This is a genomic window from Mesorhizobium sp. M0678, assembly GCF_040320505.1.
GTDB lineage: Bacteria > Pseudomonadota > Alphaproteobacteria > Rhizobiales > Rhizobiaceae > Mesorhizobium.
In genome coordinates, this window is record NZ_JAMYPT010000005.1 from 223506 (window position 1) to 248822 (window position 25317).

General features: G+C 63.7%; 24 protein-coding genes. 9 read left to right on the plus strand and 15 right to left on the minus strand.

What is annotated here, in order from left to right; all coding sequences use genetic code 11:
* Positions 1-48: 48 nt before the first annotated feature.
* Positions 49-585 carry a dihydrofolate reductase family protein gene (locus NKI29_RS12210; protein ID WP_352796354.1) on the plus strand — a complete coding sequence of 179 codons (537 nt, stop codon included), beginning with the start codon at positions 49-51 and terminating at the stop codon, positions 583-585.
* 170 nt (positions 586-755) lie between these two features.
* On the opposite strand, the gene NKI29_RS12215 is transcribed toward NKI29_RS12210, so the two are convergent.
* Entirely contained in the window at positions 756-1661 is a 906-nt protein-coding gene (locus tag NKI29_RS12215) for a LysR family transcriptional regulator (RefSeq protein ID WP_352680688.1), read from the minus strand.
* A 147-nt stretch (positions 1662-1808) separates the two neighbouring features.
* Between NKI29_RS12215 and NKI29_RS12220 the strand changes: the two genes are divergently transcribed.
* Positions 1809-2705 (plus strand): MBL fold metallo-hydrolase, encoded by an 897-nt coding sequence (locus NKI29_RS12220; protein ID WP_352796356.1) that lies wholly within the window; start codon positions 1809-1811, stop codon positions 2703-2705.
* 89 nt (positions 2706-2794) lie between these two features.
* Here the strand turns inward: NKI29_RS12220 and NKI29_RS12225 are convergent, their stop codons facing one another.
* The 5 genes from NKI29_RS12225 to NKI29_RS12245 all read right to left on the minus strand — a co-directional run bounded on the left by NKI29_RS12225 (position 2795) and on the right by NKI29_RS12245 (position 8979).
* The gene (locus NKI29_RS12225) at positions 2795-3664 is read right to left on the minus strand and encodes a patatin-like phospholipase family protein (protein WP_352569779.1); all 870 of its coding nucleotides are present in this window, start codon (positions 3662-3664) and stop codon (positions 2795-2797) included.
* The gene (locus NKI29_RS12230; protein ID WP_502896677.1) at positions 3661-4911 is read right to left on the minus strand and encodes a M16 family metallopeptidase; all 1251 of its coding nucleotides are present in this window, start codon (positions 4909-4911) and stop codon (positions 3661-3663) included. The genes NKI29_RS12225 and NKI29_RS12230 overlap by 4 nt, the downstream gene beginning before the upstream one ends.
* Before the next feature lie 166 nt (positions 4912-5077).
* A complete protein-coding gene (locus tag NKI29_RS12235; RefSeq protein ID WP_352569777.1) occupies positions 5078-6442 on the minus strand; it encodes a M16 family metallopeptidase in 1365 nt (454 codons plus the stop codon).
* 97 nt (positions 6443-6539) lie between these two features.
* Complete coding sequence (gene rsmD, locus NKI29_RS12240; protein ID WP_352569776.1) at positions 6540-7094, minus strand: 16S rRNA (guanine(966)-N(2))-methyltransferase RsmD; 555 nt, start codon at positions 7092-7094, stop codon at positions 6540-6542.
* Complete coding sequence (locus NKI29_RS12245) at positions 7075-8979, minus strand: pseudouridine synthase (protein WP_352569775.1); 1905 nt, start codon at positions 8977-8979, stop codon at positions 7075-7077. Before NKI29_RS12245 ends, rsmD begins: the two co-directional genes overlap by 20 nt.
* Positions 8980-9055: 76 nt before the next feature.
* Here NKI29_RS12245 and NKI29_RS12250 point away from each other — a divergent pair, with 76 nt between their 5' ends.
* Positions 9056-9508 (plus strand): nucleoside deaminase, encoded by a 453-nt coding sequence (locus tag NKI29_RS12250; protein WP_352479909.1) that lies wholly within the window; start codon positions 9056-9058, stop codon positions 9506-9508.
* Between the two features lie 85 nt (positions 9509-9593).
* Here the strand turns inward: NKI29_RS12250 and NKI29_RS12255 are convergent, their stop codons facing one another.
* Together NKI29_RS12255 and ileS are read right to left on the minus strand one after the other, a co-directional pair.
* Positions 9594-10274 (minus strand): hypothetical protein, encoded by a 681-nt coding sequence (locus NKI29_RS12255; protein ID WP_352458053.1) that lies wholly within the window; start codon positions 10272-10274, stop codon positions 9594-9596.
* Between the two features lie 194 nt (positions 10275-10468).
* The gene (ileS, locus tag NKI29_RS12260; RefSeq protein ID WP_352796358.1) at positions 10469-13459 is read right to left on the minus strand and encodes an isoleucine--tRNA ligase; all 2991 of its coding nucleotides are present in this window, start codon (positions 13457-13459) and stop codon (positions 10469-10471) included.
* A gap of 298 nt (positions 13460-13757) precedes the next feature.
* Here ileS and NKI29_RS12265 point away from each other — a divergent pair, with 298 nt between their 5' ends.
* Complete coding sequence (locus tag NKI29_RS12265) at positions 13758-13973, plus strand: antitoxin Xre/MbcA/ParS toxin-binding domain-containing protein (protein WP_352569773.1); 216 nt, start codon at positions 13758-13760, stop codon at positions 13971-13973.
* Positions 13974-14008: 35 nt separating this feature from the next.
* On the opposite strand, the gene NKI29_RS12270 is transcribed toward NKI29_RS12265, so the two are convergent.
* Both NKI29_RS12270 and NKI29_RS12275 read right to left on the minus strand, forming a co-directional pair.
* Positions 14009-14821 (minus strand): MipA/OmpV family protein, encoded by an 813-nt coding sequence (locus NKI29_RS12270; RefSeq protein ID WP_352569772.1) that lies wholly within the window; start codon positions 14819-14821, stop codon positions 14009-14011.
* Between the two features lie 198 nt (positions 14822-15019).
* A complete protein-coding gene (locus tag NKI29_RS12275) occupies positions 15020-15925 on the minus strand; it encodes an alpha/beta hydrolase (protein ID WP_352569771.1) in 906 nt (301 codons plus the stop codon).
* A gap of 343 nt (positions 15926-16268) precedes the next feature.
* Between NKI29_RS12275 and NKI29_RS12280 the strand changes: the two genes are divergently transcribed.
* On the plus strand, positions 16269-16823 hold the full coding sequence (locus NKI29_RS12280; RefSeq protein WP_352569770.1) for an HdeD family acid-resistance protein: 555 nt from the start codon (positions 16269-16271) through the stop codon (positions 16821-16823).
* Between the two features lie 78 nt (positions 16824-16901).
* On the opposite strand, the gene NKI29_RS12285 is transcribed toward NKI29_RS12280, so the two are convergent.
* On the minus strand, positions 16902-17885 hold the full coding sequence (locus NKI29_RS12285; RefSeq protein WP_352569769.1) for a bifunctional riboflavin kinase/FAD synthetase: 984 nt from the start codon (positions 17883-17885) through the stop codon (positions 16902-16904).
* A 9-nt stretch (positions 17886-17894) separates the two neighbouring features.
* Positions 17895-18755: a TIGR01459 family HAD-type hydrolase gene (locus NKI29_RS12290; RefSeq protein ID WP_352569768.1), complete on the minus strand. Its 861-nt coding sequence runs from the start codon at positions 18753-18755 to the stop codon at positions 17895-17897.
* A 331-nt stretch (positions 18756-19086) separates the two neighbouring features.
* On the opposite strand from NKI29_RS12290, the gene NKI29_RS12295 reads away from it, so the two are divergent.
* Entirely contained in the window at positions 19087-21042 is a 1956-nt protein-coding gene (locus NKI29_RS12295) for a pilus assembly protein TadG-related protein (RefSeq protein WP_352796396.1), read from the plus strand.
* 119 nt (positions 21043-21161) lie between these two features.
* Positions 21162-21794: a LysE family translocator gene (locus tag NKI29_RS12300; RefSeq protein ID WP_023674336.1), complete on the plus strand. Its 633-nt coding sequence runs from the start codon at positions 21162-21164 to the stop codon at positions 21792-21794.
* Positions 21795-21800: 6 nt separating this feature from the next.
* Here the strand turns inward: NKI29_RS12300 and NKI29_RS12305 are convergent, their stop codons facing one another.
* Entirely contained in the window at positions 21801-22625 is an 825-nt protein-coding gene (locus NKI29_RS12305) for a DUF2189 domain-containing protein (protein WP_352569767.1), read from the minus strand.
* Between the two features lie 133 nt (positions 22626-22758).
* Complete coding sequence (locus tag NKI29_RS12310) at positions 22759-23508, minus strand: SDR family oxidoreductase (protein WP_352569766.1); 750 nt, start codon at positions 23506-23508, stop codon at positions 22759-22761.
* Between the two features lie 95 nt (positions 23509-23603).
* Between NKI29_RS12310 and NKI29_RS12315 the strand changes: the two genes are divergently transcribed.
* Positions 23604-23975: a winged helix-turn-helix transcriptional regulator gene (locus NKI29_RS12315; RefSeq protein ID WP_352569765.1), complete on the plus strand. Its 372-nt coding sequence runs from the start codon at positions 23604-23606 to the stop codon at positions 23973-23975.
* Between the two features lie 101 nt (positions 23976-24076).
* Here the strand turns inward: NKI29_RS12315 and NKI29_RS12320 are convergent, their stop codons facing one another.
* Positions 24077-24781, minus strand: coding sequence for a glutathione S-transferase family protein (locus NKI29_RS12320; RefSeq protein ID WP_352796360.1), 705 nt, complete (start codon positions 24779-24781; stop codon positions 24077-24079).
* Between the two features lie 108 nt (positions 24782-24889).
* Between NKI29_RS12320 and NKI29_RS12325 the strand changes: the two genes are divergently transcribed.
* A complete protein-coding gene (locus NKI29_RS12325) occupies positions 24890-25255 on the plus strand; it encodes a winged helix-turn-helix transcriptional regulator (RefSeq protein WP_023674333.1) in 366 nt (121 codons plus the stop codon).
* Positions 25256-25317: the final 62 nt, after the last annotated feature.

The window sequence follows — 25317 nt, forward strand, 5'->3', positions numbered from 1 at the left end:
GTCGCATAAGGCCCCGCGCCATTCGGCCCTGCCAGAAAGGAACCCGCCATGAGAAAACTCATCATCACCGAATTCATCAGCGTCGATGGCATTGCCGAGGTCGAGAAGCTGCCGAGCGTGGCCTGGAACGATGAGATGCAAAAGTTCAAGGACGACGAGCTTGCCGACAGCGGCGCCATGCTGTTGGGGCGCACGACCTATGAGATCTTTGCCGGCTCGTGGCCCAAGGAGACCGGAGATTTCGCCGACCGGTTCAATGCGCTGCCGAAATATGTCGCCTCGACGAGTTTGACAGCGCTGGACTGGCAGCCGGCCGAGCTGCTGCAGGGCGCGTTGCCGGACGCGGTCAGAGGGCTGAAGCAAGGCAGCGGCGGCAACATCTATGTGCATGGCAGCCTCAGCGTCGCGCAGGAATTGCTGCGCCATCGCCTGGTCGACCGCATCCGCCTGCTCAGCTATCCCGGTGCCGTCGGCCAGGGCAAGCTGCTGTTCCCGCCCGGCGCGCAATTGCCGCTCGAGCTGATCTCGGCCAGGCAATTCAGCAACGGCGTGGTGGCGCTGGAGTATGCGGCTGGGATGGCGTGATGAGCCAATCTCCCCCCTTGAGGGGGAGATGCCCGGCAGGGCAGAGGGGGGCGTCTCGCGTAATGCGCCAACCCCCACCGACGCAAGAGGCAGGCCGCGCCCGGTCGAACCGACCCCCTCTGGCCTGCCGGCCATCTCCCCCTCAAGGGGGGAGATCGCAGCTTCGCCCATCAGCGCCCCCGCCCGCCTGCCTCCAGCTTCTGCTCGGCCGCGATCAGCATCTCGACAAACCTCGTCACCTTGGGCGGGCGGAAGCGGGCGGCGGGGTAGACTGTGTAGATGCCGCCGGAGGGCAGCCGCCACTCGGGCAGGATCTGCACCAGCCGCCCGGCGGCCAGTTCGTCCCGCACCAAAAAGTCCGGCAGCACCGACAGGCCGGCGCCGGCGCGGACCGCTGCCAGCACTGCCGGCGTTGCGTCGATCGAAATCGTTGCCTGCATGCGCACGGCCTGCTGCTCGTCATCGCCGCGCGAAAATTGCCATAGCAGCGGTTCGCGCAGCGCCATGTTGGCGACGAAGGGCAGCCCGGCGAGGTCTTGCGGTTCGCCGGCGGTGAACCGGCCTGCAAAGCCGGCGCCGCATACCATGAATTGTTGGAAGGTGCCGATGCGCCGGGCCTGCAGGCTGGAATCGGCCAGCCAGCCGACGCGGATGGCCACGTCGATGTGGCCGGAAACCAGATCGATCGTCTCGTCGCCCAGCGTCAGCTCCACCCGGCAGGCGGGATAGCGCGCGCTGAAGGCGGCGACCACCGGCACCACCGCCGATGTGCCGTAGTCGTTGGACGCGGCGATGCGCAGCGTGCCAGTCGGCTCGGCGGCGGCCTGCGCGAGCTCGTCGAAGGCATCCTCGGCCTGCTGCAGGACCTGCAGGCAGCGGGCATGGAACGTTCGGCCGGCCTCGGTCGGATGGACGCGCCGCGTCGTGCGGATCAGCAGCGTCGTTCCGACATCGCGCTCCAGCCGCGCCACCTGCTGGCTGACCACCGCCTTGGTGATGCCCAGCCGCTCGGCGGCCCGCGTGAACGAGCCGGCATCGACCACCGCCGCGAAATAGGCCAGCCGGTTCAGGTTCATGCTTCGCTCATGGCAGAGGCAGTCTCATTGTCAGGCAATGGCATACATTACGTCTATTTTGTCTGCCTTCAATACGCATTCCGCTTTTGCCATCTTGCGGGCATCGAGGCTGCGCGCCGCCGAGTTCCGCATTCCCAGGAGACATCCATGTTCACACGGAGAGCCATCATGAAAACCACCCTCGCCGCCGGCGCTGCCGCGGTCTTTGCTCCCGCCGGGCTTGGCCATGCGGCAGGCGGGCTTTCCTGGAAACATTTCCCCGCCGGGCAAAACGGCTTCTTCCGCGCCCCGGTGCTGGTCTCCGGCGCCGCCGAAGCCGTGCTGATCGACGGCGGTTTCACCTACCCCGACGGCCGGGCCGTGGCCGAGGCGATCAAGGCGACCGGCAAGACGCTCACCACCATCTATGTCAGCCAGTCCGACCCGGACTATTATTTCGGCCTCAAGCCGATCAAGCAGGCATTCCCGCAGGCACGGGTGATCGCCGCGGCCGAGACGGTGGCCGCCATCAACGGCAATGTCGAAAAGAAGCTCGCCGTCTGGGGGCCGCAGCTCAAGGAGAATGGCCCGCAGGCGCTAGCCGACGTCGTCATCCCCGAAGCATTCGACGGCAAGACGCTCAACGTCGATGGCGAGACCATCGAGATCGTCGCCGCGGAAGGCCTCGCCAACCGGCGCTATCTCTTCGTGCCGTCGCTGAATGCGGTGTTCGGCGGGGTGATGATCTTTGCCGGCGTGCATGTCTGGACCGCCGACACGCCGACCAGGGAACTGCGCGCCGCCTGGCTCGCCAATCTCGAAAAGATCGCGGCGCGCAAGCCGGCGATTGTCGTGCCCGGGCACATGACGCCGCAGGCGGCAACCGACCTTTCGGGCGTCGAGCACACCAAAACCTATCTCGTCGCCTTCGAGGAAGAACTGGCCAAGGCCAAGGACGCTGCCGCGCTGAAGAGCGCCATGGACGCCCGCTTCCCCGGCCTCGGCATGGGCGTCGCGCTCGACATCGGCTCCAAGGTTGCCACCGGCGAGATGAAGTGGGGCTGAGATGGCCGCCAATCGCGAGCTGATCCGCGCCACTTACGAAGGATACGCTCATGGTCCAGCGGGCGCTGACGCCGGACGCTTGATTACGGTTATCCGCCGAGACGGTTCGTGCGCTTGCTGGCTTCGGCCTTGGCGCGGGCCTCGACCGCCTTCTCGATCTCGCGCTTCAGCTCGTCCTTGATCGCCACCGTCTCGGCCATCAGCGCCTCGACCTTCATGAAATCGAGCACCCGGTATTTCGACACCGCCGGCCTGATCAATATGTCGGGCCGGCTCTGGTTCAGCTTGCTGGCGATGATCGACTGCATCATCAGCTGCGTGGCGCCGAACATCAGGTCGACGGAGGTCGGGAATTTGCGGCCCGCCTCGGTCGGCGCGCCGACCACGTCGACGGCGATGATGATGTCGGCGTCGAGCTCGATCAGGTCGAACGGCACGGGATTGTAGATGCCGCCGTCGATCAGCAGCCTGCCGTCGCGCATCACCGGGCGGAACACCGCCGGGATCGCCGCCGAAGCGGCCAGCGCCGAATGCAGCTCGCCTTCGTCGAACACGGCGAGCTGGTGGCCATAAAAGTCCGTTGCCGTCACCTTCAGCGGTATCTTCAATTCGGCGAAGGTTTCGGGAATGGCGTCGGGCAGGAACGCCTTGAGGATGCGCTCGACATTGAACTGGCTGACCCGCAAGCCGCCCTGCAACGCTTCGGCAAAAGTGCCGGGCCGCGCCCGCCACATGCGCGTCGCCACTTCGGCGCGGCGGCCGAGGATCGAGCGCGTATAGTCGTGGATGTCCTTGCCGGTCATGCCCGAAGCCATGCCGGCGCCCATGATGGCGCCGATCGACGAGCCGGCGATTGCTGCCGGCCTTATGCCCAGCTCGTCCAGCGCCTCGATGACATGGATATGCGCCAGCCCACGCGCCCCGCCGCCGCCAAAGGCGATGCCGAAGCTAGGGCTCATCCCTTGTTGGCCGCGCCGAGCTTCGGCCCGACCACCATGACGGCCGGCTCGGCGGAGAGCAGCTTTTTCGCCACCGCTTTCACCTGGTCCAACGTCACCGCGTTTATCAGGGCGGCGCGGCGCTGCATGTAGTCGATGCCGAGCTTGCCGAGCTGAATCTCGAGCAGCGTTGAGGCGATCGCGCCGGAGGAATTCAGATTGTTGATGGCATAGGCGCCGATCATGTATTTCTTGGTCGCCGCCAGCTCGGCTTCGGTCGGCCCCTCCTCGGCCATGCGCTTGACCACGTCGCGCACCACGGCCAGCGTCTCGGCCGCCCTATCGGCGCGGGTCGAGGTGGTGATGGACAGCGCCTCGGAATGCTGGTGGTCGACGAGGTCGGAGCTGACGCTGTAGGCCAAGCCGCGCTTCTCGCGCACCTCGTCGAACAGCCGCGAGGTGAAGGTGCCGCCGCCGAGGATCTCGTTCATCAGCACCGCGGCGAAGAAATCCGGCGCATTCCGCTTCACGCCGGGATAGGCGAGTTGCAGCGAGGCCTGCGGCTGGTCGTAAACGACCTCGAGCTGCTGGCCGAGCTTCAGGTCGATGTCGGGAACGGGCGTAAGCGCCTGCTTTTCCGGCAGGCTGCCGAACACCAGGTCGAGCTTCTGCTTCAGCGTCTCGGCGTCGATGGCGCCGACCACCGCGACATGCAGGCCGTCACGGGCGAAACTTGCCTTGTGGAAGGCGCTGAGATCGGCCGGCGTAATCGTCGCGATGCTTTGCCTGGTGCCCTGGTCGGGCCGCGCATAGGGATGCGTGCCGTAGATCGCGTCCAGCCATTTGCGTTGGGCGAGCGTATCGGGATCGCGCTCGTTGGCGATGATGCCGGACAGGATCTGCGCGCGGATGCGGTCGATCGGCACCTGGTCGAAGCGCGGCTGGTTGACCGCCACCCGCAACAGGTCGAAGGCGCCGTCGCGCTGCTCGGCCAGCATGCGCATCGAGCCGTAGATGCCGTCGCGCTGCGCATCGAAGCTCATCTCGGCGCCGACATCGTCAAGCTTGATCTGGAAGGCCTCGCTGTCGAGGTTGCCGGCACCTTCGTCGAACAGGCCGCTCATCAGATTGGCAAGCCCTTCCTTGCCGGGCGGATCCTGCGTCGCGCCGCCATCGAAAACGAAGCGGATAGCGACGATCGGCACCGAATAATCCTCCACCAGCCAGGCGGTGATGCCCTTCGACGAGGTCACCTCCTGGATGTTCACGGCGGCGCGAGCGGAAAGCGCCGGCAGGATGACAAAGAGAAGGGAGAGGAACAGGGTTGCTAGAAGAGGGCCGGCGTGCGGGCGCTTCCCTTCTCCCCTTGTGGGAGAAGGGGAGGAGCCCACGAGGGGAGAAGGCAGAGCGGGACCATGCTGGCTCATCATCAAATCAATTCCCAGCTTGGGTTTGCGGCAGAAGATAGCCGGTCGTTGCGTGGTCGAGATTGAGATAGCGGGCAGCGACCGCCTTGACCTGGTCGGCGGTGACCTTGCGGATGCGGTCCGGCCATTGCTGGACGTTCTGGACGTTACCGCCTGTGGCGAGCGTCGAGCCGTAGATGTTGGCCATGTCCTCCTGCTTGTCGCGGGCAAAGATCATCGAGCGTACGAAACGGTCCTTGGATTTTTCCAGCTCGTCGCTGGTGACGCCGTCTTTCGCGATGCGGGCGATCTCGGCGTCGACCGCGGCCTCGATGTCGGCAAGCTTGGCATCGCCGCGCGGCGCGCCGTAGACGGTGAAATTGGTGTCGTCGAGCATGGTGCCCTGGAAGAAGGCGCCGGCCTCGGCGGCGATGCCTTGCCTGACGACAAGCTCCTGGTAGAGCCGGCTGCGGTTGCCGCCGCCGAGGATTTCGGACAGCACGTCGAGCGCTTCGGCTTCGCCGGGCTTTGCCGTGTGATAGGACGGAACCACCCATTGCGTGGTAAAGCTCGGCACGCTGACGCGCCCGTCGGTCAGCGTCACCGTGCGCCTGGTGTTCTGCTCGGGCTCGACGGGGCGGATGCGCGGCGGCAAGTCCGGGCCGCGCGCGATCTTGCCATAGGTCTTTTCGGCCAGCGCCTTGACCGTTTTCGGCTCGACATCGCCGGCCACCACCAGCACGGCGTTATTGGGTGTATAATATTTGTTGTAGAAGGCCATCGCGTCGGTGCGGTTCAGCTTCTCCATCTCCTGCATCCAGCCGATGACCGGAATGCGGTACGGCTGGTTCTGCCACAGCGTGGCGTCGATCTCCTCGTCGAGCACCGCCTGCGGATTGCTATCGATGCGCGAGCGGCGCTCCTCGAGGATGACGTCGCGCTCGGTTTTGATGACGTCGTCGTTGAGGATGAGATTGCGCATGCGGTCGGCCTCGAAGCCCATCATCTCACCGAGCGCCTGAGGCACCACCGTCTCGTGAAAGGCGGTGTAGTCGTAGGAGGTGAAGGCGTTGTCCGAACCGCCGATGGCGGCGACGGCACGGTCGAGCTCGCCCGCCGCATGGTTGCTGGTCGCCTTGAACATCAGATGCTCGAAGAAATGGGCAATGCCGGACTTGCCCGGCGGCTCGTCGGCGCTGCCGATCTTGTACCAGACCATATGGGTGACGATGGGGGCGCGGTGATCGGGGATGACGACGACCTCCATGCCATTGTCGAGCAGGAAATCGGTGACGACGCCATCGTCAGGATTGTTATCCGCCAGAGCCGGCGCGGCCATCACCAGAGCCAGTCCCAAGAGCGTTCCGCGCAGCCATTCAGCCTGAAATGTCATAGATGGCTCCGGTTTGTAGTGGGACGATAGGCGGGGTTGCTGGTCGAGGCAAAACGAATTGTTCGTCATTTTGAAGGCGCCATCGTGGAAGCCGAACTCAGGCGGCCTCGATGAACCGGATGACCGTCTCGCCATAGTTGCGCTCGTCGACAACCGAAAAGCCCGACCCTGCCTCGAACGGCGCCGCCGCCGCTTCCTCGACGACGCAGAGCGCGCCGGGGGCGAGCCAGCCGCCTGCTTTGGCCGAGCGCAAGGCGCGTTCGCCAAGGCCTTTGCCATAGGGCGGATCGGCAAAGACCATGCCGAATGCGGCGATGGTGCCCGCCTCGCCCAAGCCCGTCGCGTCGCGGCGGAAAATCTTGGTGCGGCCGGTGAGGCCGAAGGCCTCGACATTGGTGCGGATCAGGCCGCGCCCTTCGGCGGATTCCTCGATGAAGACAGCGTAGGAGGCGCCGCGCGACAGCGCTTCGAGGCCGAACGCGCCGGTGCCGGCGAACAGGTCGAGCACGCGCGCGCCGTCCAGTCTTTCGGGAAAGCGATGCGCCAGCACGTTGAAGACCGCCTCACGCGTGCGGTCGGTGGTCGGGCGGATGGCAAAGGTGCGGGGCGTCGCCAGCGGACGCCCGCGAAACTCACCGCCGACGATCCGCATTGCTTCCTTTCGGGCCGCCGCGCGGCCGGTCGCCACCGCCATCCGGGCGCTCGCCGCGCGGTTTGCCGAACGGCTTTGCACCGCCGCCTTGCGGCTTGCCGCCGGGCTTGCCGTAAGACGGCTTGAACGATGCCTTGCGCGCCTTGTTTTCTGCCGCCTTGGCGGCGTCTGCCTCCGCCCTGCCCTTGCCGATCGGCCGTGCGCCCGGCGCCATCCAGACATTGGCCTTGCGCTGGCCCGGCGGCTCGATCGGCCGCTGCTCGCGTTCGGATTTTTTCCCACCGAAGCCGCCACGAGGCTTGTCGCCACGGGGTTTGTCCCCGAAGTCGCTGCGTTCAGGTCTGGGGCCACGCTCGCCAAAGCTCTTTTTTGGCCCAAAGCTCCTGTCAGGGCTTGTCGACAGCTTGCCGAGCGCTTCGTCGCGGCTGCCCTCGCGCCGCTTGCGGTTCTTGATCAGGCCGCCCTCGCCGATCGGCCGGCGTTCGCCGTCGCGGGTGAATTTCGGCCGCTCGGGCTCCTCCTCGCGCTCACGCCTGACCGGCTTGTTGGAAAACGGCTTGGCGATATCGGCATCGAAATTGGCGCCGGACTCTTCGACCAGGCGCTCGCCGAGCTGGTCGCGCAGCACGCGGCCCTTGATCTCCAGCACATGGCCTTCCGGCAAATCGTCGAGCTGGAACGGCCCGTAGGAAATGCGGATCAGCCGCGTCACGTCGAGACCGAGCGCGCCCAGGATGTTCCTGACCTCGCGGTTCTTGCCTTCGCGCAGGCCGAGTGTCAGCCAGGCGTTCGAACCCTGCTCGCGGTCGAGCGTCGCCTCGATGGCGCCATAAAAGACACCGTCGACGGCAATGCCTTCGCGCAGCCCTGCAAGCGCGCTTTCCTCGACCTTGCCGTGGACGCGCACGCGGTAGCGTCGCAACCAGCCGGTCGCCGGCAGTTCGAGCACGCGCGACAGGCCGCCATCATTGGTGAGCAGCAGCAGGCCTTCGGTGTTGATGTCGAGCCGGCCGATGGTCATCAGCCGCGGCAGCCCGGGCGGCAGCACGTCGAAGACGGTCTTGCGGCCCTCGGGATCGCGGTTTGTCGTGACCACGCCGGCCGGCTTGTGGAACAGGAACAGCCTGGTGCGCTCGATCGGCGGAATCTCCATGCCGTCGAGATGGATGATGTCGCCAGGCATGACGTTGAAGGCCGGCGAGGACAACACCTTGCCATTGACCTTGACGCGGCCGGCCGCAATCAGTTCCTCGGCGTCGCGGCGCGAGGCCAGGCCGGCACGCGCCAGCCGCTTGGCAATGCGTTCGCCGGCTTCTTCCGTTGCCTCGACGCGACGCGGGCGCGGCTTGAAGCCGCCTTCCGATGCCACCTGTGCCCTTTGTGCCCCTTGCGGTCGATCGCCGCCAAAATCACGCTTGGGACGGTCGAAGCGCCTCTCGCCGCGCTCGCTTTCGGCAGCTGCTGGCCGGTCGCCGCGCGGTGCGTAAGGCTTGCGCGGACCTTCGCGCTTTTCATAAGGCGTGCCCTCCGGACGCGGCCCTTTGCTGAACGGCCTGTCGCCGCCTTTGAAGTCGCGCTTCGGCCGCTCGCCTTCGGCAGCTGCCGGCCGGTCGCCGCGCGGCGCATAAGGCTTGCGTGGACCCTCGCGCTGTTCATAAGGCTTGCCTTCCGGACGCGGCCCTTTGCTGAACGGCCTGTCGCCGCCTTTGAAGTCGCGCTTCGGCCGTTCGCCTTCGGCCGCCGCCGGCCGGTCGCCGCGCGGAGCGTAAGGTTTTTTGGCGCCGAAGGGCGGCTTGCCGCCCTTGCCGGGAGCGCCATCGCGACCACGCGGCCCCCCCGGCTTCGGGCCGGCCTTGCGCGGGAATTTCTTGTTTTTGTCGTCCATGTGGCCTTTGCTCGTTTGCGCGGGTAGTAACAGGATCGCGCTCTAGTGGCGAGGAGATAATCGGAATGGAAACCGCGTGAAGCGGCAGGATTTCATGGCCCTGGCGCTGAAAGAAGCCGAAGCCGCCGCCCAGCGTGGCGAAGTGCCGGTTGGCGCGGTCGTCGTCGGCGGCGATACGGTCGTTGCGAGTGCCGGCAACCGCACCCGCGAGTTCGCCGATCCGACCGCCCATGCCGAGATGCTGGCGATCCGCGAGGCCTGCCGCAAGCTTTCCAGCGAGCGGCTCAGCGGCCACGATCTCTATGTGACGCTGGAGCCGTGCGCCATGTGTGCCGGCGCCATCTCCTTCGCCAGGCTGCGCCGGCTTTATTTCGGCGCTGCCGACGAGAAGGGCGGCGCAGTGGTCAACGGCGTTCGCTTCTTCACTTCACCGACCTGCCACCATGTGCCCGACATCTATCCGGGCATGGCCGAGAACGCTGCAGCAGCATTGCTGAAGGACTTTTTTCGCGAGCGACGCGGACCCTGATTTTCTGGTCCGGCAGACGGTCCAAATCCAAGTCAGCCAATCCAGCCAGCCAATTCAGGGCAAGGACGTCTCTGGCGCCGTCAGCCTACCAGGGCAGCCAGTCGAACATGCCGCCGCTCTTACTCTTGGCGGCCGCCTCCCTCTTGAGGCGGCGTTCCTTCTTGTACTCGTCCTCGCCGAGGTCACCCTGCGGCGCGGTGGCGGCGGCAGCGCGGTATTGCACCGGCGGCTCGCTCAGATATCTGCGGGTGGTCGGGTCGCCCTGTTTGCCTTCAGCCCGGCGGCGCATGATTTCCGCGGCGCGGCTCTTGTCCGAATCGGCCGGAGTCCAGGCTGGCGGATGGCTCGAGCCCGACTGCTTCAGCGCGGCCTTGACCGACGCCGGATCCGTCTGCACGTCATCGATGACCTGCGCCTGGTAGGCCGGGTCGTCCTGATGCAGGGTGGCATCGGCGCGCAGGCGGGCACGGCGCTGCTCCGGCGATTCGGGCCATTCGGCGCTTGCCGTCTCGATGCTTTCCTGCGGCGGCGGCAAGACTTCCTTCTGCCCCGGCCCTGGCTTCACCAGCGTGGGGCGCGGCTTGTAGTCGATACTATCCTTGCGCTTGGGTGCGAAGGAAAAAGCCCCGGTGAGGTCGCCGGCAAGCTGCGCGCCCGCGGTCTTGTCGGTCCCGTAAGTGGGCGAGCCCATGCAGCCGGACAAAGCGAGGCCCGATACGACAAGCGGCGCCAGCAGCGCAACGCGCGCGTAAGTTCTCTCGGTCATGCCAAAAAGTCCCACTGTAGACAGCCTCTCGATTGCCGCCGGCCAAAGAAAGGTCCGGTCCCCATCGCCTATGCTCTTCCGACGGAATTCCGGCGACAATTTGTCGTCCGGAGTTTCGCGTGTTTACCTCAACCACTCGTTAAGGGCAACGCGCGAGGGCCGATCGGCCCCCGCCGTGGCATTTGTGCACCGCCTCAAAGACGGCTCAAAGCCTTCAGCTCATGCAGAACAGCGGCGTCACGGGCCGAAACATCCGGGAATTCCGGATCTGAGCCGACATCGGCGGTGTAGCGCCAGGAGCGCGCGCACTTCACCAGGCCACGGTCCTCCGCCTTCTCGACGACCACGGCGACGCCCTTGACGTCGTCGAGGGTAAAGCTGCCCGCCGGCGCTTTGCCGTGCATGATAACCAGATCGCTGGTGATCGCCAACTCGGCCATGTCGACATCGGCGATCGCCGCTTCGAGCACGGCATCGTCGAGGGTGACGACCGGCACCGCTTCCAGCGAAGAGCCGATGACCTTCTGCGCACGGGCGATTTCCAACGCCCCGGTGACGACACGGCGGACCTGCCGCACCTTGCGCCACTTCTCCGCCAGCGCCTCGTTCTTCCAGTCCGCCGGGATCTCCGGGAACTGGTCGAGATGCAGAGAGACCGCATCCGGATGACGGTCGAGCCAAGCCTCTTCCATGGTGAAGGGCAGCATCGGCGCCAGCCATTTCACCAGGCAGTCGAAGAGATGGCGCACCACCTGCACGGAAGCCTTGCGCTTCACGCTGGAAGGCGCTTCGCAGTAAAGCGCGTCCTTGCGGATGTCGAAATAGAAGGCCGACAGCTCGACCACCATGAAGTCGAGCAGCGCGCGGGTGATGCGCTTGAATTCGAACGCGTCGTAGCCCGAGCGTACGACTTCATCGAGTTCAGCGAGCCGGTGCAGCATCAGCCGCTCCAGCTCCGGCATCTTGTCCAGCGGCACCTCCTCACCGTCGTCATGGGCGAGCGTGCCCAGCATCCAGCGGATGGTGTTGCGCAGCTTGCGGTAGGCGTCGATATTGGTCTGCAGCACGTTCTTGCCGAGCCGCTGGTCTTCCCAATAATCGGTCGTCACCACCCACAGCCGCAAGATGTCGGCGCCGGACTGCCTGATGACGTCCTGCGGCACGACGGTGTTGCCGAGCGACTTCGACATTTTCCGCCCCTCCTCATCCATGGTGAAGCCATGGGTGACGACGGTGTCGTAGGGTGCCCTGCCCCTGGTGCCGCAGCTTTCGAGCAGCGAGGAGTGGAACCAGCCGCGATGCTGGTCGGAGCCTTCGAGATAGACGTCGGCCGGCCATTTCAGGTCGGGCCGGTCCTCAAGCGTGAAGGCATGCGTCGAGCCTGAATCGAACCAGACATCGAGGATGTCCATGACCTGCTGCCATTTCGAGGCATCGTGATTGCCGAGGAACCGCTCCTTGGCGCCGGCGGCGAACCAGGCGTCGGCGCCTTCTTTCTCGAAGGCGTCCATGATGCGCTGGTTGACTGCCTCGTCGCGCAGCACATTGCCGTCGGCATCGGCAAAGACGGCGATCGGCACGCCCCAGGCGCGCTGGCGCGACAGCACCCAGTCGGGGCGCTCCTCGATCATGGCGCGGATGCGGTTCTGGCCGGCGGCGGGCACGAAGCGGGTATCGTCGATGGCTTTCAGGGCGCGGCTGCGCAGCGTCGTGCCGTCGCCAAGCTCCTTGTCCATATAGACGAACCATTGCGGCGTGTTGCGGAAGATGATCGGCTTCTTCGAGCGCCAGGAATGCGGATAGGAGTGCTTCAGGCGGCCGCGCGCGAACAGCGCGTTGCGCTTGATCAGCTTGTCGATGACAGCCTGGTTGGCGTTGCCCTTCTTGCCATTGTCGTCGATGACGCGCGCCGCTCCACCCTCGCAGTCCGGGCCGAAGCCCGGCGCGTCCTTGGTGAAGAAGCCGGCATCGTCGACGGTGAAGGGGATCGCGGTGTCGATGCCACGCTGGCGAAGATCAGAGGCAGCATCCATCCAGGCGTCGAAGTCTTCGCGGCCATGTCCCGGCGCGGTGTGGACGAAACCGGTGCCGGCATCGTCGGTGACGTGATCGCCGGCGAGCATCGGCACGGGAAAATCGTAGCCGCCGCCCAGAGCTTTGAGGGGATGCGAAAGCGTAAGGTTTTCAAGCTCTTCGGCGCCAACGCTGCGAAGCCGATTCAGAGTGACCTTGGCCTTCGCGGCAGCGTCGTCCGCAAGCTTCTCGGCAAAGATCAGCTTTTCGCCGGGCTGAGGACCAAAGGCGTTCTCGGCCGCGGTAACCTCGTAGAGACCATAGTTGATGCGCGGCGAGTAATTGACGGCGCGATTGCCGGGGATTGTCCACGGCGTCGTCGTCCAGATGACGACGTTGGCATCAAGCAGATCGAGCGACGTCTGCGTCAGCTTGGGATCCAGGGCTGGCTGCCCATCCTCGATGTTGATGACCTGGCGAGCGAGGCTGACGACCGGAAACTTCGCCCAGATCGTGTCCGACTCATAGTCCTGGTATTCGACCTCTGCCTCGGCCAGCGCGGTGCGCTCGACCACACTCCACATAACCGGTTTGGAGCCGCGATAAAGCTGGCCGGACATGGCGAATTTCAGCAGCTCGCCGGCGATGCGCGCCTCGGCATGGAAAGCCATTGTCGTATAGGGATTGTCGAAGTCGCCGACGACGCCGAGCCGCTGGAATTCGGAACCCTGCACCTTGATCCAGTGCGCCGCAAACTCGCGGCATTCCTGCCGGAACTCGTTGACCGGCACCTCGTCCTTGTTCTTGCCCTTAGCGCGGTACTGCTCCTCGATTTTCCATTCGATCGGCAGGCCGTGGCAATCCCAACCGGGTACATAGTTCGAGTCATAGCCGCGCATCTGGAACGAGCGGGTGATGACGTCCTTGAGGATCTTGTTCAGCGCATGGCCGATATGGATGTTGCCATTCGCATACGGCGGCCCGTCGTGCAGCACGTATTTTTCGCGGCCGGCTGCGTCTTCGCGCAACTTGCGGTAAAGGTCCATGTCCTGCCAGCGTTTGACCAGCAGCGGTTCCTTTTCCGGCAAACCGGCGCGCATCGGGAAATCCGTCTGCGGCAGGTAGAGCGTTTTGGAATAGTCGATCGTCTCGGCGGTCTCGGTATCAGTCATTCGTCTGCCATATGCGTTGCCCGGCGGCAAAAGAGCCCGGGCGTTGAACTATCATGATCTGGAAAAAGCGCGAGAGGCGCGCGCAAGATTCCCGGCGGCTCCGGCGGCGGTCAGGCCGCCCGGAACACCGGGCCTGTAATTCGTATCGCAGTCGCGAATGCGCTGATAAAGTGCGTCATGACCGGGCTTTTAAACGAGGCCGGCCCTATTGAAAAGCCCGAACTCTGATGCTTCCTCCTAGGAGCATGTACCAACTGCGGTTTACATTTCACAGTTAGCGCGCCGGAAGGAACGAAATGTGACTCTGACGATTACCGAGTCCGAACGCGCCCTGCGACTTCGTATTTCAACGATGGCGGATCGTGTTTTCGGCAACCATGAAAGGGCGCAGCGCTGGCTGCGCAAGCGAAGTCGGGTGCTCAACGAGGCGCCCATCAATCTCCTACAATCCGAAACAAGTGCGATGCTTGTGGAAGAGGAACTCAACCGCATCGCCTACGGCATAGTCGCCTGAGCCATGCGGCTGCGCGCAGTATATAACCTGCGACATCACATCGAGAAATCGAAGCGATAGGTCGTCGACATGCCGATCATGAACTGATCCCTGGAGCCGCGCTCCTTGACCAGGCTGGAATCGGCGGCCGGGCCCATCAGGCGGGAATATTCGCCGAACAGACTGGCCGTCATCGGCTCGGTCACCTTCCAGGTCACCGCGCCGCCCAGGCCCGCCGACTTCACCCCGCCACCGGGATGATATTCGCTGAGCCCCGAGGCCAGGGACTCCTCGGCATCAACGCCGTAATTGGCGTCGAAATAGTCCGATGAGGCGAACGAAACGCGCGGTCCGGCCGAAATCCTGACGTCGGGCGTCACATCGTAAAAGGCGTCGGCGGCGATGTCGGCGACAAAGCCGTTATGGGCACGAATGCCGTGCCGCAATTCGGCGCGGGCACGCAGCCAATCCAAAGGATAGAATTCGAAGAAGCCGCCGGCCTCGCCGCCCCAGCGCACCGGGTCGAGGCCTTTCAATTCGTCGGCGTCACCACCGTCGCGGGAAAACAGGAACTTGCCCGTCAGGCCGGCGCGGACGCCGCCATCGTCGATCAATGCCAATGAGATATTGTCGTTGCGCGAGGTGAAGCGCGCCGCGGGACCAGCCTTGCCGAGCGAGATGATCGGCGAGGCGCTGAGCAGGTACTTCTTGCCGCCCTCGAAATTCGGGGCAATCATGCCGGTGGCGCCGACCGTCAGGTACCAGTCTCCGGACAGCCAGCCGAAGGTGCCCTCGCCGGCCTTGGCAACGCCGCAGGTGGCGAGCATGAATGCGGCCAGGACCGCCGGGATCGTCGGGACAGACCGCATCGTTACTCCATACGTCGAACACATTGGCCGATACAACCAGCCTTGACTGAAGCCATGGCGCCAGTTCGGTAAAATTTGACTTAATATCCATGACATCGGCGGCGTTGGCCGGCCTGTTCCGCATTGCAGTCGACTGTTTGGCGCACCAAGATTCCAGATCAAGTGTTTGGAATACGATAGCAGTTGCCTCGGCAGGGGTTACAAACATTCGCGGACAAACATGCCTGCGCCGTGAAGAGCGCGGCGACCGGCGCTCAACCCCGCATTCCAAACCGGCCAAGCGTGAATCATATGCGGCCAAATTTCGAGACGTACTTTGACGTCCGCCGCGCCGGCGGCTTCGGCGAGCCGAGTTGCGTCAGACATCAGCGTCTCGGCCGAACCGGCTTGTATCAGCATTGGGGGAAATCCGCTCAGATCGGCGAACAAAGGCGAGATCAGCGGATCGCGCCGACCAACGCCATTGGGAACATAGGCCGTTGCCAGTTCCTCCAAATACGCCCGGTGGATGATAGGGTCGATTGCGTCGTTGGTTGATAGTGTCGCGCCGGACATCGAAAGGTCCGTCCAGGGCGAAACCAGCCAAAGACATCGCGGCAACGGCTCGCCTGCCGCACGCAATATACTGACCAGGCACAGGGTAAGGTTGCCGCCCGCACTGTCTCCGCCAATCACGATGCGGTCCGGCGCGATGCCTTGCCGCCTCAGAAAGCGCCATGCGGTGAGTGCGTCTTCATGTTGCGCAGGGAAAGGATGTTCCGGTGCGCGGCGATAGTCGATCGCGAGGGTGCGTATTCCCATTGCCCGACCTGCCTCGGTAACCATTCGACGATGACTTTTAAGGGAGCCGGAGCAGTAGCCACCACCGTGGAAAAAGAGCAGAACCTTATCCCTGTCACTCCCAGGCGCCAGGGACCACTCGCCCGCGAGGCCATCGAAAACCACATGCTCGCATCGGATGTCCTCCGCGACTGGCCACACCGAACCGACTTCGTCGAGCCGTGCCCGGCGTTCGTCCCAGCGGACCGTTCGAGGCTTTGAGGTCAACAACCTGCGGACGGCGTTGATCTCCGTCAGATCGAGGTGTTCGTCCGCATCGCTCATTTTGCTTCCCTAGCCTCATCAAGCGTAGAAAACGGCATATAGCAGCAGCACACGTCATCGTATAAAGGGCCAATGCCAGCACTGGGAATTTTCGTTACACTTGCGCCGCGGCGAATACACGGGACGACGGGTCGCCCGTAAACCCGCTTGTTATCTTTTAGCACTGGCTCACCCCCCACATGATCGAATTATTCCATCTGGTATTTGGCCGCTTCGGGTCAAAAACGGAGGTCTAGCGGATCGCTCGGGAGTGTGGCGCTCACAGCCTGCTCGCTGGACGGGCAAGGCGATCGGCGCTACCTTCCGGAACAAAGAAGCTAGGCAACCTTGAGGGAGAAGGGCAATGACCGTGCACAGCGATGCCATGAAAGACGCCATTGGCCAGACGCGGGCGAAATGGGGATGGTTCGTCGCGCTCGGGGTGCTGCTGCTTGTCTTCGGCGGCATTGCCTTCGGCAATCTGTTCATCGCAACCGTCGCCTCGGTCTTTGTCGTGGGCTGGCTGATGCTGATGGCCGGCATTGTCGAGATCATCCATGCCTTCGGCGTGAAGACATGGGGCCGCTTCTTCTATTGGCTGCTCAGCGGCCTCCTCTACGCCGTCGCCGGCTTCTTCGCCTTCGACAATCCGGTCCTCGCCTCGACGGTGCTGACCTTCCTCCTGGCGGTCGCGCTGCTTGCCTCAGGCGTGCTCAGGGCCTGGGTCGGCTACAGCCACCGGCCGCAGCCGGGCTGGGGCTGGGTAGTCGCGGCCGGCGTCATCAGCGCGCTGGCGGGACTGGTCATCGCCATGGGCTGGCCGGTCAACAGCGTGTGGGTTCTGGGCCTGTTCCTGGCCGTCGACCTGATCTTCCAGGGCTGGACCTTCATCGCCCTTGGCTTGGCGCTGAAGAGATAAATTCTGGTTGAGCATGATCTTAATCGGAAAACCGGATCCCACTTTTTGCTTCGCTGACCTTCGGTTCGGGACCATGCTCTAAAAAGCTATGGCCGCGTCCAGCCCGGAAAGCGGCCTGACGCCGGCGAGCAGTGCCTTCGCCTCGGCCTCGTCGCGCTTCATCTGGGCGACCAGCGCGTCAAGCCCGTCGAACTTCACCTCCGAGCGCAGGTAGCCGAAGAAGGACACGGCACAAATCTCGCCGTAGAGGTCGCCGGAAAAGTCGAAGACGAAGGTCTCCAGCAATGGCGCGCCATTGTCGTCGACCGTCGGCCGGCGGCCGAAGCTGGCGACGCCATCGTGTAGCGAACCGTCGGCGCGGCGGAAGCGGACGGCATAAATCCCTTCATTGAGGGTGACTTCCGGCGAAAGCCTCATGTTTGCGGTCGGAAAGCCGAGTGTCCGGCCGAGCTGCTGGCCGCCGATCACCTCCGCCTCGACGGTGAAACGGTAGCCGAGCAAGCCGGCGGCCTCGGCCACATTGCCCTCGCACAGCAGCGTGCGTATGCGGCTCGACGACACCACCTCGGCGCTTTCGTCGCGAAACGCATCCACCAGCGTGACGCCGAAGCCGTGGCGCTCGCCGGCAGCCATCAGATAGGCCGGACCGCCCTGGCGGTCCTTGCCGAAATGGAAATCGAAGCCGGTGACGGCGTGGCTTATGCCGAGGTTGCGCTCGAGCACGCCGGTGACGAAAGCCTCCGCCGACAAGGAGGCGAACTCGCGTGTGAACGGCTGTTCGACCAGCGCCGCAAAGCCCAGATGCGACAACAGCCGCGCCTTCATCGGCGGCGGCGTCAGCACGAACAACGGCATGTCCGGCCTAAACACCTTTCGCGGATGCGGTACGAAGGTCAGCACCAGGGCGGGTACGCCGCGACGCTCCGCTTCGGCGCGCGCGCGTTCGAGCACCGCCTGGTGGCCGCGGTGGACGCCGTCGAAATTGCCGATAGCCACCACGCCGCCGCGCAGATGGGCCGGCAGCGGTGCGGTTGCGGAAATGCGTTCGAACATGGCCGTCATGGCTTGAACCTATTGCAGCCTGGGAATCACCGCGACCGGCCTGTAGCCATATTTTTCCAGGAAGGCCGCGAGCCTGGCCGGATCCGGCTGCAGCGTCTCACCGTAATCGCGGGCATGGATGCCGCCCGATACGTAGAGCACGTCGAAGCCATTGTCGGCCGCGCCCTTGATGTCGGTCATCATGCCGTCGCCGATGGCCAGAACTTGCGAACGCTCGACCGGGCGGCCGAGAATGACGGCGATCTCCTTCATGGCGACGTCATAGACCGGCGCGTAGGGTTTGCCGGCGATCAGCGTGCGTCCGCCAAGCTGTGCGTATTCGCGGGCCAAAGCGCCTGCGCACCAGATCATGCGTTCGCCGCGCTCGACGACGATGTCGGGATTGGCGCAAATGAAGGGCAGGTTCCTGGCACGCAGCCTCTGCAGAAGATCGGCATAATCTTCCGGCTTCTCCACCTCGTCATCGAACAGGCCGGTGCAGACCACGCCGGATGCTTCGAACTCCTCGACGAGTTCGACGTCGAGGCCCTCATAGAGCGTGAAATCCCGATCGGCGCCTATATGGAAGATCTTTCGCGGCCCTTCGGCGATCAGGTCGCGGGTAACGTCGCCGGACGTCACGACACGGTCGTAGGCGGCGGGCGGAACGCCGATGGCGCTCATCTGTGCCACCACGTCGGCGCTGCGACGCGGCGAATTGGTGATCAGCACGACAGGTATTTTCGCCGCGCGAGCAGCGATCAGCGCGGCAGCCGCCGCCGGGAAATGCCATTCGCCATTGTGCACCACGCCCCAGACGTCGCACAGGATGGCTGAATAGGCTCCCGACAAGTCTGCGAGCGAACCGATGATGTCGGGCGAATCCGCCATGCCGTTGTCCCTGTACCATGATGCTTGCAAGCGCCGCGACCGACGGTCCGTAGCGGCCGGCCCGGATTAACCGAAGCGCTTCGCTCTGTCACCAGCTTTCGTTGTGCCCGCAAGATTGCCGCCCGGGGACGCCGGCGAGGACGTGATGGCGAAAGCCTTCTTTTTCAGAGCCTTATCGGGCTTTGCCGCGGAGCAGCATTGCCGATTGCGGACGTGTGGTTAACGGGCATTGAAAAACCGTGCCGACCTTGAACGTATTTTAGCAATCGGAAATTTAAAAATGCGTGGCATCGTCCGGAAAAAAACGGGGCGGGCGGGAATGCTGAAGGCAATGATCGGAAATTTCCGACGCGACAGACGTGGCAACTACTCCTTAATGACCGCAATCACCATTGTACCGCTGATGGGCGGGTTGGCGCTCAGCGTCGATTACGGGGAGTTGTTGCGCCAGAAGCACGAAACGCTGAATGCCCTTGACGCGGCCGGCCTCGCCGCCGCCCAGCAGATCGTCGCCGGCGCCAGCGACGACGACGTCAAGGCCTACGCCAAGACATTTTTCGAAACCAATCTCGCACGTGTCGATCCGGCGAACACAGCGCTGACCGTCACGCTGCCCAACAACAATGCCGGCGGCGGCACCTTGAAGCTCTGCGCCGGCCTCACCTTCCACCCCTATTTTCTACCGGCCGCCAGCCTGCTGATCGGCGGCACGGCAAGCGACACGACCTTCACCGAATGTTCGGAACTCCGCCTCAAGAACACCCTCGAAGTCGCGCTTGTGCTGGATAATTCCGGCTCGATGAGCGATCTCGGCTCCGGCACCGGCGAGAAGCGAATAGACCTGCTGAAGTCGGCCGCCAAGCAGCTTGTCGATACGCTGGCGCTTCAGGCGCAGCAGATGAAGCAGATCACCAAACCGGTGCAGTTTTCTCTCGTGCCGTTTGCGGCCTCGGTCAATGTCGGCCCTACCCACGACCAGGACGGCTGGATGGATCAGGACGGCAACTCCCCGATCCAGCACGAGGATTTCGACTGGACGACGATGAGTGCCGCCAACAATCCGGACAAATATGCCGAGAAGCTCAACGGCGTCTGGTACAAGCGCGGCACCGGCTGGGGCGAGACCAAGGACCAGCCGCTGACGCGTTTCAGCCTCTACGCCGACATGACGGTCCAATCGGGCCGCGAAGAGGTACCCAATTCGAAGCAATATGTCTGCGACACATACAAGAAGAACGGCACCTGCCAATACGGCCATTGGAGCGCACCGGAATATATCTACACCACAAGCCGCTATGCGAGCTGGCAAGGTTGCGTCGAGGCACGGCCATATCCCTACAATGTCGACGACACCACGCCCGATACAGCCGCGCCGGCCACGCTTTTCGTGCCGTTGTTCGCCCCGGATGAGGCTGGCACTCTGTGGCTCGATTTCAACCGTGACGGCATCAACGACGTCATCGGCACGTCCTACAATTACGGCAACAACTGGTGGGCCGATTGGCCCTATGTCGCCGGTCCTACCGCTTCCCAGCGCCAGTCTGACATGCGCAAATATTTCCTGGTAAAACCATACGGTTCGCAATCCGCAGCCGCAGGCGATGGGCCGAATTCCTCCTGCACCACCAACCCGATCACGCCGTTGAAGGACGTCAGCCAGGACGCAGAGAAGCAGGAGATCAAGGACGCCATCGACGCCATGGCGCCGAATGGCAACACCAACGTGCCGGAGGGCCTTGCCTGGGGCTGGCGAACTGTATCGAGCAACCCACCGTTCACCGATGGTCGGCCGAACAGCGAGAGGGGCAACGACAAGGTGGTCGTGGTGCTGACCGACGGAGCCAATACTTATAGTGCCGTCAGCGACGGCAGCTACGCCAACAACAGGTCGACCTACGCCGCCTACGGCTACACTGGGCTGACCTATCCGGGATCTGGAAGCGTAACCCGCCTGTTCATGAATACCAGCACCGATATCGGCAAGACCACCTATACCGGTGCCAACTACACGGCAGCACTCGACGAGCAGATGAAAACGCTCTGCGCCAATGCAAAGAATTCGAACATTCTGGTGATGACGGTGGCGCTCGACCTGTCGCCCACAGATGCCGGCGACAAGAAGGCAATCGATGCGCTGAAGGCGTGTTCGTCGGATTCGCGCTTCCGCAAGGATTCGGCCGACCCGAGCAAGCCGGCCAAGCTGTTCTGGAATGCGACGGGCGCGACTCTGTCGGACAATTTCAAGGAAATCGCCAACGAATTGTCGAACCTGCGCATCGTCGGCTGAAGGCGATGGGATTGGAGACTAAGGCAGGGGCTCCGGCGCACTGGCGCAAAGGCTCCTGCCCTCATGCCCTTGCGGGTGATGGAAGCATGTGGTGAGTGTCCTCATCCGGAGATGCGCTCTTGCCTGAACCCGCCAACCACCTTGCCTTTGCGCTGGTCTGCCTCGGCATGGTGCTGACGCCCGGCCCGAACATGATCTATCTGATCTCGCGCTCGCTGTCGCAAGGGCCGAAGGCCGGGCTGATCTCGCTGGGCGGTGTGGCGCTCGGTTTTTTGTTCTATGTGCTGTCGGCGGCGTTCGGCATCACCGCGCTGCTGCTCGCCGTGCCCTTTGCCTATGATGTGCTGCGCCTTGCCGGCGCGCTTTATTTGCTGTGGCTCGCCTGGCAAGCGGTGAAGCCCGGCGGGCGCTCGCCCTTCCAGATCCGCGAACTGCCGAAAGACAGGCCGCGCAAGCTGTTCGCCATGGGCCTGATGACCAACCTGCTCAACCCGAAGGTGGCAGTGCTCTATCTGTCGCTGCTGCCGCAATTCATCAGCCCCGGCAAGGGCCACGTGCTGTCGCAGCTTCTGGTGCTCGGTGCCACGCAGGTCGCGATCAGCCTGACCGTCAACGCCATCATCGCGGTGACGGCCGGCTCGATCGCCATCTTCCTCGCCGGGCGGCCGCTATGGCTGGTGATCCAGCGCTGGATGATGGGCACGGTGCTGACCGCGCTGGCCGTCAAGATGGCAACCGACGCGCAACGCTGATCGGTCCTACATCGGCCGCCTGACCTGCTGTGCCCGCTCCGGTTCGACCACCCTGCGGTAGAGATGCCAGGTCGCGTGGCCAAGGATGGGCATGACGACGGCAAGCCCGGCAAATAGCGGGATCGAGCCGATGACCAGGAGCACGGCGACCATCAGGCCCCACAGCGCCATCTGCAGCGGGTTTGTCATAACTGCACGCGCCGACGTCTCGACTGCCGAGACCGCGCCGACGTCGCGATCGAGCAACAGCGGAAAGGCGACGACAGTCGTCGCCAGCACGATCGCGGCGAAGGCGAACCCGGCTAGGTTGCCGAGCAGGATCAGCGTCCAGCCCTTGCTGGTCGTCAGCACTTCGCGAATAAAGCCGACGATAGAGGCCGGAGGCTGATTGCCGTACAGGCTGGTGTAGATCGATTGCGCGGTGAACAGCCAGAGCAGGAACAGTACCACCAGCATGATACCGATGACTGCAATCGCGGGCAGCGCCGGCGAGTGGCGCACGTCGAGCGCATGCCACCAGGATGTATCCATGCCGAACTCGCGCCGGCGGCTGATTTCGTAAAGGCCGATAGCGGCGAACGGACCGACCAAAGCGAACCCGGACATCAGCGGATAGATGAGTTGGATGGCGTTCGAGCCCGAGGTCCACTGCGTCAGGATCAGGCCGACCACCGGATAGATCAGGCACAGGAACACATAATGCGACGGCTTGGCCCAAAAATCCTCTACGCCGAGACGGAGCGCATCGAGCAGATCCTCGGTGCTGATGCGGCGCACCGTGGGCTGTACATGCATTCCACGTGCGTCCGCCATGACATGAAAGCCGGCCATAACCTTTCTCCCGTGGGTCGGGACGGCCGCCGCCAGGATGGCCGCCCGTAGCTGCCACTTCTCGTATAAGCACTATGATAGTCGATTTAGGGGTGATTGTCGCCAAGTCGATGGTCACGATGGTAAATCCCGGTTATAGATTTCCGACGCCACCATCGACGAGCAGTTCCGTGCCAACGACGAAGCTCGACTCATCCGATGCTAGAAACACCGCCGCCTTGGCGAGTTCCCAGGGTTTGCCCATCCGGCCGATCGGCACTAGCGCGCGTATCTGATCGCCAAGCGCCTTCTCGTCCGCTTCGGGCAGACCCAGCTTGCCCAAGGCCGGCGTCTCGGTCGGCCCGGGGCTGAGGCCATTGACGCGAATACCGCGCTCGATCATCTCACCCGAGAGGGTGCGCGCCAACGACAGGAGGCCAGCCTTGCTGGCGGCGTAGGCGCTACTCTGGGGCAGGCCGATATGGGCACTGACCGAACCGCACAGGATGATCGATGACGGGTTGGAGAACATCGGCAACAGGGCTTGGATCAAAAAGAACGGCCCCTTGAGATTGGTCTGCATCAGACGGTCATAGACCACCTCGTCCCAATCCTGCAGGGGCTGATGCATCACATCGCCGGCGTTGATGTTCAGTATGTCGAGCCGAGGCCAGCACTGCGCGAGTTCGGCGGCAAGCGCACGCTGATCGGCGAGGTTGCCGGCATCATTCCTGATCACCTGCGCCGATCCGCCCAGCTCGCGCTGCGCAGCTTCCAGCCCGGACGGGCTCCTGCCAGTGATTGCCACCGTCGCACCCTCGGCCAGGAACTGGCGCGCGGTTTCGAGACCGATGCCACTGGTTGCCCCGGTAATGAGGGCATATTTGCCTTTCAAGCGACCCATGATTTGCCTTCCCAAAGACGATGAGAATGGCATTGTCGACACGATAGTATGCTTTGTATAGTAGGCACCGAACGGGTACTAAAGGAAATAATTTCATGGCGCAGGCAAAAGCCATCGAGGTAACGCCAGTCGAAGGCGGAAATGGCACGACCGATCGTTGCCCGATGATCGATTTCGTCAATCTGGTTTCGGGAAAATGGGCCATTCCCATTCTTTATCGCCTGATCGTCACCGGTTGTCCGATCCGCTTCGGCGAGCTCCAGAGGGCCGTCGCACCGATTACGCAAAAGGAGCTCACGCGGCAGTTGCGCCTGTTCGAACATCGCGGTCTGGTCTATCGGAGGGTTTATGCCGAGATGCCGCCGCGCGTGGAGTATGAGATAACGCCGCTGGGTGGAACCTTGCGTGGCACGCTGGATTCGCTGGCCGACTGGATGCGTGTCAACGCATCCCACCTGATCACCTGACTAATCGTGCACGGATTGTTTGCCCTGCCCGGCTAAAGCCACGGGCGGTCACCGCGCGGCACCACACTTTGGCGCCGCGCGGCTGAGATGCGTGACAAAAGCTAGGCAGCGAAACGATCGATCACTTCGGCCAGCGGGACATGGCCAAGACAGGCACCCGAACCCGCCGGCTTTTCGCCACCCTCGATGGCCTGTGCGTAACGCACGGCCGGATCGGCTTCGATCCTGCCGCGCAACGCGGCCAGCTTGGGGTAGGTCGCGCTGTCGACCGCCTGGTGGAACTCCGCCCAGCGCGCCACGCCAATCAGCGTGGTATCGGCAAGCGTCAGCCGATCGCCGACCAGAAAGTCCGTGTCGGCGATCATCGCCTCGAGCTGGTCATGGCGGTTTGTAACGATCTTGCGGCCAAAGCCACGCAAGGTTGTCAGCAGCACCGGTTCCGCCGATTCCATTTCATATGCAGCCCAGAGAGGGGTGAAGGCGGCGGTGAAACCGGTGTTCACGAAAGCCATCAGCTGATGCATCCGGTCGCCCTCCGGCGAGCGAGGATCGAAGCTGATACGGCGTTGCGTGTCGCGGGCTTCGAGCCAGGCGGCAATCGCCATGGTCTCGGTGAGCACCCTGCCCTCGTCCGTGATCAACACCGGCGTTTCCTGACGGCCGTTGATGCTGGCATAGGCATCGTTCTTCATCTCAGAGAGCATGTCGACACGACACAGGCGGTAGCGTTGTTCGAGGCGTTCAAAAGCAGCGACAAGCCCCATCGAACTTCTCAGCGGGAAGCCGTAAAGGAGAATAGGTTCCATTTCTTTGTCTCTTCCATGATTTAGGGATCACGCTGCGCAGCGAAACTTGACCCTAAACGCTGGTCGCCCCATGTAAATTACGCACTATTCTGTAACCAGGTCCCCGCCATGAAAGATGTCGTCTCACGCTGCCCGATCGAGGAGACCATGCGTGTGCTCAGCGGTCGCTGGCCCACCTTGCTGCTCTACTACCTCAAGGACGGTACCAAGCGCTTCAGCGACCTGAGGCGTGACAATCCGACAGTGTCGCACCGCATCCTGGCGCTCGAACTACGCAAGCTGGAGGAAGCCGGGATTGTGCGGCGAACAGCGCATGCCGGCTATCCGCTACACGTGGATTACGACCTGACGGAGCCCGGTCTCAAGCTTGTGCCGCTCATCGACGCCCTGGGCGATTGGTGGGAAGATACCGAGGACGATCGGGCCAGCCGGGCTACATCGACGCCGGAAACCAAACTCGTGGCGGCGGAATAGCCGACCGGCGATCACCGCGCCGCCAAGAACTGCCGGCGAGAGCCCAGCGCTCCAAGCCGTTC